This window comes from Pseudoalteromonas phenolica, from assembly GCF_044788725.1.
GTDB classification, from domain to species: domain Bacteria; phylum Pseudomonadota; class Gammaproteobacteria; order Enterobacterales; family Alteromonadaceae; genus Pseudoalteromonas; species Pseudoalteromonas phenolica_C.
Map to the genome: position 1 here is coordinate 124,959 of NZ_CP173161.1, position 12,215 is coordinate 137,173.

Sequence of the window (12,215 nt, forward strand, 5' to 3'; positions counted from 1 at the left end):
GTTTGTTAGGGCAGAAGATATATTAAGTTGCTTTGTTTCTGCGCTTTCGCCAAGGCGGAGCTTGGAATAATAAGAAAATACCAGAGAGACAAAACAGCACACTGACAACAGAAAAGCTAATGAGCAGCGGGTTATTAAAGTCTTCTCGCTCGTCATAGTCCATAATGTGTAGCATCCAGAAAAAATCAAAAATACGCCAAATGGTGCTTCTTACGGTAATGATTTGCCCGCTTTGCGCCTCTAAATAGAGTGTTGTACTACACCAGTCGTTGTAAGTGACTACCCAGACGTTTTCTTTGTAGCCGATTTCTCTTGGGCCTTTAGCTAACAATTGAACCGCAGTGATTTCGCCATTGCCTAAATAATGGGCGTCGGCTTGTTGTTTGATTATAGCTTCACTAGGCGCTTTAAGTTGTTCACCAGTAATACCGTTAAACCAAGTCGTTTGACCACCTTGCACTTTAATAACGGGCAAATCTAATAGGTGTTTGAACGAAATACTTGAAAGTGCATCTTGGCTTTTTGTTATGAGATTCAAATCTGCAGAGTAATCGGCTCGTTTAAATGGATTATCGAGCTGGCGGTGAGCTAGGTGTTTGCCATGTACTTTTTCAAGTGGAATGGCGCTCATGACAAACCCGCCTAATAACCATGCGAATATTTGAATGGCGAGCAGGTAACCAAGCCATTTGTGTATTTTTCGAATGGGTTTAAATGCTGTTTTTGTCATTATTTTTATCCTAGCAAATGAGAAAAGAGCGCAGTGTACCTAAAAAGGTTTCTTTGTCACTGCGACAAATTGTCTCAGCCTAAAAAGTAGTATTAAATCTGCTTTTTCGATGTTGAACAAGATTTGTGCAGTTTTAAAATGCGTTAGCGGTAGCAACCACTCGGTGAGTTAGTTACACTTGTCTATATTGAGTATCGCTTAGTAACATCTTAAAAATACAGCTTAAAAAGAGAACAGTCATAATGTCAGAAATCCAATTCTTAAATGTAGACCTAGAGCTTGAATCAAAACAGGATATTAGTGCCTTGGTAGACGATTTAAAGAAGAACGCTATGGTGCTGCACTATGATAAAGACGACTATCGTCATCTAGCGCGCATTGAAGCCGACGCTGATGTGGTAAGCCCTGATAAAGCGATTAATCATTTATGCGAGCTAATAGAGTCTTGTTCTAAAAACGCCCTGAAGCAATGGTTATCTTGCTCTAAGCGTACTTTTGATATTGGCTTTAGCTCGGGCGCTGAACCTAAGTGTTTCTCTCAGCCAATTAGCGCCGATACATTACTGAGAATTTCGGCGATTGGCGCGGGGATCGAAATCACTATTTATCCAGTCGAAAGTTAAGCTAGCATTGATTTAGTAAAAAACGCGATCTTGGGTTTCCAAGATCGCGTTTTTTTGTTTTCGAGCAGAATTTTCTTAAAACTGTTTTTAATGGTGTTTTTGCTCTTTGATAACCAAATGGAATAACAAAGCAGATCTAATTCTTTATCCTTGGCAACGCAAATCAGTATGCTTCAGCCTTAGAAAACCTTACTTCGAGTAGAAGTATTTCAGCAAGCAAACTAAGCAGACGGTTTAGGGTTAGGGGATAGATTCCATGTTGTTAAGTCAACTTAGTGCCGCGGCAAGCCCGCTGACACAAGAGCAAGTGCAAAAATTACAAGGTTTAGTGGCCGAGCTAAACCCAATTCAGCAAGCTTGGGTAAGTGGTTACCTAGCTGCAAATGCAAATACAGCTGCATTAAGCGGTGTAGTGGGTGGTCAAGCGCCAGCTGCAGGCGAAGCGGCTGCACTCACCATTCTATATGGTTCGCAAACTGGTAATGCCAAAGGCGTTGCTAATCAGCTAAAAGCGGCTGCAGAAGCAAAAGGCTTAGCTGTTAAGTTAGTGAACATGGCTGACTACAAACCTGCTCAACTTAAGAAAGAAAAGTTTATTGCTGTTGCTGTTTCTACTTATGGTGAGGGTGAGCCGCCAGAAGATGCTGAAAACCTACACGCGTTCTTAGCATCGAAAAAAGCACCTAAACTAGATGGCGTTAAAGTAGCGGTTATCGGCCTAGGTGATTCAAGTTACGAATTCTTCTGCCAAACGGCGATCGATTTTGAAGAGCGCTTTAAAGCACTAGGCGCAGAAACGGTTGTTGCGCGTGCTGATTTAGATGTTGATTATGAAGACCAAGCAACAGCTTGGATCGGTGGTGCAGTTGATGCATTCGAACCTGAGCTAAAAGCACAGTCACAAGGTTCAGCACAAGTTATTCCTATGGCTGGCTTCGGTGCAGCACCCGCGCAAAGTCAATACACTAAGCAAAACCCATTTGCGGCTGAGCTAAGTGTGGTACAAAAGATCACAGGTCGCGATTCAACGAAAGATGTTCGTCACATTGAAATTTCACTTGAAGGTTCTGATATCACGTATCTTCCAGGTGACTCTCTAGGTGTTTACTTCTTAAATGACGAAGCACTGGTTGATGAAACGCTGGCACTATTAAACATTGATGGCGCAACTGAAATCACATTAGGTGAAGAAACCCTATCAATTCGTACAGCGTTAATTGAAAAACTAGAGCTAACTCAGTCTTACCCTGGTTTCGTTGAAAAGTACGCACAAGCGACTAACAACGCAGAGCTATTAAAGCTAGTTGAAGACAAAGCGGCAATGCGTGAATACATCGAAGCACGTCAAATCTTCGATATCATTAAGCAAAACCCAAGCGATATCAGCGCACAAGATTTAGCAAATAGCCTACGAAAGCTACAAGCGCGTTTATATTCAATTGCTTCAAGCCAAGCTGAAGTGGAAGAAGAAGTGCACTTAACGGTTGGTTTAGTAGAGTTTGATGCCTTTGGTGAAAAACACTTTGGCGGTTGTTCAGGCTACCTAGCACACCGTGCAGAAGAAGGCGTACAAGTTAAAGTATTTAGCGAGCATAACGACAACTTCCGTTTACCAAGTGACGATAACACACCAGTTATCATGGTAGGCCCAGGTACAGGTATTGCGCCTTTCCGTGCATTCTTACAAGAGCGTGACGCGCGCGGTGCAGAAGGTGAAAACTGGTTATTCTTCGGTAACCCGCACTTCACCCAAGATTTCTTATACCAAGTTGAGATCCAAGGTTATGTGAAGTCTGGCCTACTAAACAAAGTAGACCTAGCATTTAGCCGCGACCAAGCTGAAAAAGTTTACGTGCAAGACCGTCTTCGCGAGAAAGGCGAAGAAGTATTTGCATGGTTAGAAAAAGGTGCACATTTCTATATTTGTGGTGACGCAAACCGCATGGCGAAAGACGTTCACCAAGCACTTATCGACATTATTAAAGCCCATGGTGGCAAAGATGACGAGCAGGCTGAAAGCTACCTTAAGGAGCTTCGCAGCAACAACCGTTATCAAAAAGACGTGTACTAACAGCTTGTTAGTACACCACACTGACCGTCACAGTAGAATTTTAGGATAAGCCATGAGCACAGATTACAAACCTAACAGCAAGCTAGACCCAAATGCTAAGTTTGCTGATAACGAAAGACTAAAAACACAAAGTAACTTTTTACGCGGTACCATTGAAGCGGATCTAAAAGACCAACTTACAGGTGGTTTTACAGCGGATAACTTCCAGCTAATTCGTTTCCACGGTATGTACCAGCAAGACGACCGTGATATTCGTCCAGAGCGTACTAAGCAAAAGCTTGAGCCAATGCACAACGTGATGCTTCGTGCACGTATGCCAGGCGGTATTATCACGCCTAAGCAGTGGTTAGCGATTGATGAGTTTGCTGGCGATAAAACCATTTACGGCAGTATTCGTTTAACAACGCGTCAAACATTCCAGTTCCACGGTGTGTTAAAGCCGGGCATTAAAGAAATGCACCAAATGCTAAACAGCGTTGGTATTGACTCTATCGCGACTGCTGGTGACGTTAACCGTAACGTACTATGTACGACTAACCCTGTTGAGTCTGAGTTACATCAAGAAGCTTACGAGTGGGCTGCGAAGATCTCTGAGCACTTATTACCACACACCAAAGCGTATGCTGAGATTTGGTTAAACGGTGAAAAGACAGAAACAACAGAAGAGCCAATTTTAGGGTCTACTTACTTACCACGTAAGTTCAAAACCACAGTGACTATTCCACCAAACAACGAAGTAGACGTTCACGCCAATGACCTTAACTTTGTTGCCATTGCAGATAACGGCAAACTAGTTGGTTTTAACGTGCTTGTTGGTGGTGGTCTGGCAATGACTCACGGTGATGTAAACACTTACCCGCGCAAAGCTGATGACCTAGGTTTCATCCCACTTAAGCACACGCTAAAAATTGCTGAGCACGTAGTGTCTGTGCAGCGTGACTGGGGTAACCGTGTTAACCGTAAGAACGCAAAAACGAAATATACCCTTGATACTTTCGGTACTGATGCATTTAAAGCAGAAGTAGAAAACCGCGCTGGCGTTAAATTTGAAGAAAGCCGCCCGTATGAGTTCACTCACCGTGGTGACCGCATCGGTTGGGTAGAAGGCATTGATGGTAAGCACCATCTAACACTATTTATCCAAAGTGGTCGTATTCTTGATTACCCAGGTCAACCACTTAAAACCGGTTGTCGTAAGATTGCAGAAATTCACCAAGGTGATTTCCGTATGACGGCGAACCAAAACTTAATTGTTGCCGGTGTGCCAGCTGATCAAAAAGACATCATTGAGAAAATCGCGCGTGAGCACGGCTTAATTGACGACTCACACTCAGAGCAACGTTTTAACTCAATGGCATGTGTGGCGTTACCTACGTGTCCACTTGCGATGGCTGAAGCAGAGCGTTACCTGCCAGAGCTTATCGAGAAAACAGAAGCGATTTTAGCGAAGCACGAAATCCCGAATGACGACATCATTATGCGTGTTGTTGGTTGTCCAAATGGCTGTGGCCGTGCGATGTTGGCTGAGATTGGTTTCGTAGGTAAAGGCCCAGGTAAATACAACGTTTACCTAGGTGGTAACCGTGAAGGTACGCGTGTACCTAAGCTGTACCTAGAAAACGTAGCTGAAGACGTTTATCTACCAGCATTAGACGAATTAATTGGCCAGTGGGCTAAAGAGCGCAATGAAGGCGAGTGTTTTGGTGACTTCGCTATCCGTAAGGAAATCGTTGCCGAAGTGAAAGTTTCTAAAACAGACTTCCACGCTTAAGAAATCATTGAGTTGGCAGGCATGCCTGCCAACCTAGGAACAAGCATGAGTAATTTTAAACAATTATTAGAGTTAGAAGGCGAAGCGCAAAAAGCGTTACTTGCCGAAGCGAATGCTTTGTTAGAGCCAATGACACCGCAACAGCGTGTGGCATGGGCGCTTGAAAACTTGCCTGATACGGCATTTTTATCTTCAAGCTTTGGTATTCAAGCGGCAGTTATGTTGCACTTGGTTTCAACCGAAAAGTCAGATATTCCAGTGGTATTAACTGATACTGGCTACCTGTTTCCAGAAACCTACCAGTTTGTAGATTACTTAACAGAGCGTTTAGACTTAAATCTAAAAGTATATCGTTCACCAATGAGTCCAGCTTGGCAAGAAGCTAAGTACGGTAAGCTTTGGGAGCAAGGTCAAGAAGGCATTAAGCAATACAACACCTTAAACAAGGTGGAGCCAATGACCCGTGCTATCGAAGAAATTGGTGCAAAGACTTGGTTCAGTGGTTTACGTCGTGATCAGTCATCAAGCCGTGCCGACAAGCAAGTGCTTGAGATCAGCCGAGGTACTGTAAAAGTGTATCCGATCATCGAGTGGAGCAACCGCGACGTGTATATGTATTTAACCAAGCATGACTTACCTTATCACCCGCTTTGGGACGAAGGGTATGTATCTATGGGTGATATGCATACTACTCGTAAGTTAGAGCCAGGTATGACAGAAGAAGAAACGCGCTTCTTCGGCCTTAATCGTGAGTGTGGCCTGCACATTGACGGTGACGGTATCTAAAAATTCTTATTTAACCTAAGTTCTGGTTATTTAAATGGCGGATTGTTAGAAACTAGTCTAAACATACAGCCATTAATAATTTTGCCTTGATGTAAATAAAAAGCACAGGTCTTAAAGCCTGTGCTTTTTTATTCCACATTTTCTGTTGATACCAATCAGTCGTAATACTTAAGCAATTTGAGGTGCTAAAACTGACGCTTGCTGCGTTAAAAACTTCTCATTTAGAACAACTAAAACACAAAATTTTTGCCTAGCAATCGCCAAGTTTTCTCAGCCTCAAAATTGCTCACTAAATTACACTAATTGGTATAATATCTATAACCAAACTAAAATAATAAAGAGTCGATACGACGGAGTGTTCTCGTGGGTTATAAAGCATATATGATGATTATGGTGATGCTGATAGGTGTGGCATCATTGTTTGTAATTAAACGTCCTGATGGTCAACCTTACCTGTCTATCGATGCGATTTTCAATAAAGTTGAAAACGATACACAAAGCTTATTAGATGAATCTAAACGTCATTTAAATAAAGCGGTAGATTACGCTAAACAAGCAACCGCTGATGAGAACCAAACTACAAAACAGCCAACCATTTATAAATGGCAAGACGAAAACGGCAACTGGATTTATTCAGACCAGCCAAATCCAAAAGGCAATAGCCAAACTCATCAGCTTGATCCCAGCAAAGTCACCATCATGGCCGCTGAAGATACATCAATTTTATATAAAGACAAACAAACAGCTGAGAGTGAATCACTGAAAGCCAATGCGATGAGTCCGCAAGATGTTAAAGAGCTGATGAAGAACACCAAGAATATTCAAAAGCTAATGGACGACAGACAAAAGCAACTCGATGCCATTACTGAGGGCAAGAACGAAAAAGGGAATTAAGTTTCGCTTTTGCATTTTATGCGATTGTAGTTAGTTTTGATTATCTTAGAGTTAGAAAGACTTACAGACATCAATCATTGTATTGCTGTTATTGAAAGTAACGATACCAAACTGTGCGTGTATGAAGTTGATGCACTTCGTTGGTTAACTTTTGGTGATGCTGTGATTCAAGGTGTTATGTCGGTTGCTCGTCCTGAGTTATTACTATCGCCCGTATCCCAACTCTTTCTTATGTGCTTTTTGCAAGATAAGCCTAGTTATTCGGTTTTAAATTTAGGGCTTGGCACAGGCGCAGTAGAAAGAGCGTTTCATTACCTGCATGAGAAACAGTTGATAAACCTTTCTACAATGAAAAGTATTGAGGTGAGTCCAGAAGTTAAAGAGTGCGTGCAGAGATTTTTTCATCTACCTTCAGGTGACATTGAGATAGCCGATGCACTTAGTTATCTAAATACCATTAGCCAGCAATATGATGTGATTTTATTAGATTTTTGTTTTGATAATGCAGAAGATGATTTTATGTTGCAGGGGGACTTTTTACAGCAAGTTTCAAATGTACTTGGTGATACGGGGGAGTTGCTCTTTAACTATTGCCCATATTCAGAAGCCGCTTTAGAGAACCTCTTGAAACTTCTAAAAAGTAATTTCACTAGTATCACTTTGGTTGAATTCTTTGACCTAAAAAATATTATCATTAAGGCTAGTAAATCGTCGTGCAGTTTATTTGATCTGAAGGAGTTTCAAGCATGCCCTGCTATTAAAGCTGTCACAGCAGAAGTAGGAACGGGTATTCAAAAAATTTACCATTTCTAAACGCTGAATACCCCCATAGAAAATGAGTTACCTCTTTAAAGGTTTTCTTTTCCCCTTTAACGTACCTCGTTCATGTTTACCATTTTCAATAAATAACACTTCACCATATTTGCCTTTCTTGATATTGCTGTCGATGGCGATTACTTTGCCATTAAAGCGAGTTTCAATTTTTTTCTGAGAAGTGTGGCCAACAACAATATGGTTCACATCGAAATGCTTTAATAATAAATCCAGCTCTTCAGCGGTGGCGCCGTCGTCTTTAAAGTAACCGCGATACCAAATCGGGCCATGGGTTTTATGTAAGTAACGGGCAAAGCCTTCACGCTTCTTCGGCAGTTCTTTTTCAACAAGGTGTGACTTAAAAGTTTTGTTTATGGTGTCTAAAGTAACCTTATCTTCAGCGAGCTGTGGGTGAAAACCACCATGGGCATATAAGTGGTCGTTAATTTTAACCAGTACAGGCTTACTACGTAGCCAACGACCTAAAATGGTTTGCTGATTAAAGAGCTGATCAAAAGGTGTCTCTAGCAGCTGTTCGGCTTTTACATATTTGGGGTGCAAATAACGTAAGTCGCCATTTAAAACCATGACTTCATGGTTACCTAGCAGTAGATGAATTTTACCGCCGGCCTGCTCGGCTTGCTTTTCTAGGTCGTGAATAAACCAAAGTATTTCGGTAACCTTGTCGCCACGGTCAAAAATATCCCCCGTAATTACAAAGTGACCATCAGCAAACGCCCAGCGGTTATTTTTATCAATAATCTTATTGTTTTTCAGTAGGGTCAGCATTAGCTCGTATTGACCATGCAGATCACTGAGCGCCGCTACTCGTTTTACATTCTGATACTCGATTAGTTGCTCGTCGAAATGTAACTGCGAAGTGATGGCTGTTAATCCACAGGCATTAAAACTGTAGGGCAGGGAGTCCTCTTCGAGTTTGAGTTGCGTGCGTTTCACTTGGTCATCGCAAATCCAATTCACCGATAGAGCTTTGTTATGCACATCAATATAAGGGCCGTCAGTAACGCGCTCGTCTTTAAGAGATTTGGCGTGTACTTGGTTGGCAAGCAGTAATGATGTACACATTGCAGCAGACAATGTACGGAGTAAGCGGCTTGTTATCATTGTTTTATCCTTTTAAAAAGCGAATTGTTGCCCTTGGCATTCATTCTGAGAATGTATCCTCAGGCAACTTTCGCAGAGCTCAGCGCTTAAAACTTAACTTCAGCACCTAGGTAGCCAAAACGACCCATACCAGTGCCATAGCCACTATAGAAGTTACCACGGCCACTAGGCGTAAAGTCACCTTTGTCATCTAGTAGATTGTTGATACCACCAAAGACGCGCAACTCTAAGCCTGCTGAAAGGTCTGTGTTGTAAGATACTGACACATCGTGACGCACATAGCTGCCATATTTATGATAAGCCAGAGCTTCAGGGCTTGCTATACAGCCATTGTCTTCGTCGGTAGTAGCGCAACGTTCAGCATTTCGCTCTAGTGCAGCAGTATACTCTCGCTCGCGGCTGAGGCTGTCAGTGAATGAACCTAAGTATTTCACACCGTAGCGCACTCGCCAGTCATCTAAACGCCAAGTAAGAGATGCCGATAGCTTGTCTTTTGAGCTACCATATCCTGCGTAATCATCTGTCTCAAGGCCATCTAAACCAAGGTAAGTGGTTGAGCTCTCAAGGATATGATTATAGTCGGCTTTGAAAGATAAGCGTCCTAAGCTCTCTAAATCGTATTTATACTCAATCGCGACGTCGAAACCTCGGCTGCTTACTTCATCTAGGTTATCTTCACGTTGCACAATTTCGGTAATGTTACCTTCATCATCTCGAGTAATTTCATTACAGAATGGGTTGCTGCTACCAAACTCGACGCTTGAGTCGTAGCACTCTTGCATAATACGTTCATTAGAGATGACAGAAATCGCACCTTCAATAGCAATATCATAGTAATCAACAGCGATTTGCAGATTTTCGATGGCACTTGGCGCCATAGTAAAACCAAGGGTGAAAGTATCTGCTGTTTCTTCTCTTAAGTTAGCATTACCTGCATTCGGTGAGTATTTGCTACCTGAACTTGGGTCGAACTCAAAACTAGGATCTTCAGCAAGTAGCGCTGCAAATATTGGATCTTGGCGACATTTATCGTGGCCCGCATTGCTTGAAGTTGCGGTTAGGCCGTCACATATATCAGTAAAGCTATCGTAGTCACCACGAGCAGGAGACATCAACTCTGTGATCGTTGGTGCGCGCTGTGCACGGGCAAAGTTAGTACGAATAGTCAGATCTTCAATAGGTTGCCACAATACACCTAACTTATAACTAGGTACTGTGCCTACTGCGTCGATACTGTATTTAGCGACACGAAGTGAAGTCTCTAGTGAAAGGTACTTTGCAAATGGCGCATCTCTTAGTAAAGGTACATCAAACTCAGCAAAGCTTTCATAGACATCGATTGAGCCTTCAAACTGCGGCACTACGTTAAAAGTGATACCGCCTTCACGCATACCAATGCTGGTTTGCAAATCTTGCTTATCTTTACGGTATTCTCCACCAAATACCGCAGATACGGCACCCGCTGGTAGTTCGAATAATTCACCGGTCATATAGCCGACGATGTTGGTTTGGTGGATATAAGTATTAATCTCTGGGTTTACGCGGATCCAGTCAGCCATCTCTGGAGTGATAGAACCTTCACCAAATAGGTTGATTGGCACACAGCCCGCAGCGCGTGCAGCTTCATCTTTACATTGGATAGTGCCATCAGCGAGCTTTTCAGCATTTAAAGCATGGCTTAGCTTACGCACATCGAGTTCGTTATAACGAAGCTGTTGCTGGTGGAATTTACCAAAACCAACAGATACATCCCAATCCCACTCGCCATCAAAAGCAGTACCTTGCAATCCAGCCCAAGAGCGGATGGTAGTACGAGTATTATCGGTGGCAATATTGCCCACTTCATTAAAACGTCTGTCCCAATAGATGCGATCTTTATACGGTTCGCTGTCTAAAATAGCCTGGGGCACAAATGGGTTATCAATCGGAATGTAACCCGGTTTAATTAAACCTAAACGTTCACCCGTTTCTGGGTTGTAGACGGTTTGGCTGGCGCCTTCGTATTCGTCTTCTGGCGATTTATCATTAAATGATTCATCAATACTAAGCTGAACTTGACCGTAGAATTTAATGTCGTCGTTTAGGTCATAGTCGATTTTACCAGCAATAGAAAAGCTATCATTTGGTACTTTTAACATCACATATTGATTGCTGTTTATACCGTATATTTCTTCATTATCTTTCCAGTCATCACGCAGTGTCTGACCGTCGTACCAGAACTGTTTATCATTTTTTGAGTTTTCTAAAAACACACCGCCTGGGATACCATCGCTTTTACTTACCCAGTCAGCTTGAGTGATGTCGCGCATACACTGGTAACCCTGAGCGGTTTGCATCTGGTTACACATGTCGCTTTCGCTGTAGCGATAAGCATCTTCGATTTGAGCGCGGTCACGATCGAAATAACTCATACCAAATTGACGATCCCAGTTCGCACTGACAAATGCGTAGCCACGACCATCGTCAAAGGTACTACCAAAGTCAAAATCTAGGGTGAATTCTTTACCGCCGCCGTCAAATGACTCACCAGTACGTGCCTTGACGGTTGCGCCTTCTTTATTACTTTGCGTGATAATGTTTACAACACCAGCTACCGCATCCGCACCATAGGTTGCAGATGCACCACCACTGATCACTTCAATACGCTCCACCATGCCACTAGGGATGGTACTTAAGCTGACTACATTGCCGCTGTAGCTGTTTGAAACGACACGGCGACCGTCGATCAAGGTCAACGTTCTATCTGAACCTAAGCCTCGTAAGCTAATAGAGGAAATACCTGTTGAAGCAACACTGGATTGACTGTTTGAGTTGCTAATTGAGGCTTCGATTGATGGAATGTTATCGACTAAGATCTCAGACAGAGAGCCTAAACCCGTGTCAGATATTGCATCTTTATTCATCGTAACCAGCGGCGTGGCGACACTAAAGCTATCACGTTTAATACGTGAACCGGTGACGACGATTTTTTCTACTTGCTCTTGTTCTTTTTCTATCGAGGTTTGATTCTGTTTTACTTGTACGGCATCTAATTCATTTTGTTGTGCGCTGGCGCTGAATACGGCACCAAACAGGGCGGCTTGCACTGCAACGCAAAGTTGCTTTTTGTTCATGGTTGTTCCCGTTTTGATGAGTTAACTTGTTAAAGTGATGTCAGTTTTTCGAGTTTTGTTATTTTTGCCTTGTTTCGACAAGGCCACTCGAGACTTGATAAATTGCCCACCTAACTCAACCTCGGGAACATCCGATTTATCTCTTTTTTATATCTTTTTATTAATTTTCAAGTGGTTGTGGTTTGATAGATAAAATTATTTGTTGCAATTAAATGGTACTTGCTACTCCCTGTTTCGCGTAAATCAGGTAAGATAAAGATATTCAAAATCATTGAATATTTATAAATAA

At 42.4% G+C, this 12,215-nt stretch carries 9 protein-coding genes; 6 read left to right on the forward strand and 3 right to left on the reverse strand.

Annotated features, from left to right (window positions below; all coding sequences use genetic code 11):
• Positions 1–22: 22 nt before the first annotated feature.
• Entirely contained in the window at positions 23–730 is a 708-nt protein-coding gene (locus ACH784_RS00590; protein ID WP_404392612.1) for a hypothetical protein, read from the reverse strand.
• 242 nt (positions 731–972) lie between these two features.
• On the opposite strand from ACH784_RS00590, the gene ACH784_RS00595 reads away from it, so the two are divergent.
• From ACH784_RS00595 to ACH784_RS00620, 6 genes are all read left to right on the forward strand, one after another.
• Complete coding sequence (locus ACH784_RS00595) at positions 973–1,353, forward strand: hypothetical protein (protein WP_404392614.1); 381 nt, start codon at positions 973–975, stop codon at positions 1,351–1,353.
• A gap of 256 nt (positions 1,354–1,609) precedes the next feature.
• A complete protein-coding gene (locus ACH784_RS00600; RefSeq protein ID WP_404392616.1) occupies positions 1,610–3,424 on the forward strand; it encodes an assimilatory sulfite reductase (NADPH) flavoprotein subunit in 1,815 nt (604 codons plus the stop codon).
• 52 nt (positions 3,425–3,476) lie between these two features.
• Positions 3,477–5,195 carry an assimilatory sulfite reductase (NADPH) hemoprotein subunit gene (gene cysI, locus ACH784_RS00605; RefSeq protein ID WP_404392618.1) on the forward strand — a complete coding sequence of 573 codons (1,719 nt, stop codon included), beginning with the start codon at positions 3,477–3,479 and terminating at the stop codon, positions 5,193–5,195.
• A 45-nt stretch (positions 5,196–5,240) separates the two neighbouring features.
• Entirely contained in the window at positions 5,241–5,981 is a 741-nt protein-coding gene (locus tag ACH784_RS00610; RefSeq protein ID WP_404392621.1) for a phosphoadenylyl-sulfate reductase, read from the forward strand.
• Positions 5,982–6,344: 363 nt separating this feature from the next.
• Positions 6,345–6,875, forward strand: coding sequence for a DUF4124 domain-containing protein (locus ACH784_RS00615; RefSeq protein WP_404392623.1), 531 nt, complete (start codon positions 6,345–6,347; stop codon positions 6,873–6,875).
• Between the two features lie 36 nt (positions 6,876–6,911).
• Complete coding sequence (locus ACH784_RS00620; RefSeq protein ID WP_404392625.1) at positions 6,912–7,688, forward strand: hypothetical protein; 777 nt, start codon at positions 6,912–6,914, stop codon at positions 7,686–7,688.
• Positions 7,689–7,715: 27 nt separating this feature from the next.
• Here ACH784_RS00620 and ACH784_RS00625 read toward each other — a convergent pair whose 3' ends face one another.
• Both ACH784_RS00625 and ACH784_RS00630 read right to left on the reverse strand, forming a co-directional pair.
• Positions 7,716–8,813 (reverse strand): metallophosphoesterase, encoded by a 1,098-nt coding sequence (locus ACH784_RS00625; protein WP_404392627.1) that lies wholly within the window; start codon positions 8,811–8,813, stop codon positions 7,716–7,718.
• 86 nt (positions 8,814–8,899) lie between these two features.
• Positions 8,900–11,926, reverse strand: a complete 3,027-nt coding sequence (locus ACH784_RS00630; RefSeq protein WP_404392629.1) for a TonB-dependent receptor domain-containing protein — start codon at positions 11,924–11,926, stop codon at positions 8,900–8,902.
• Positions 11,927–12,215 lie beyond the last annotated feature (289 nt).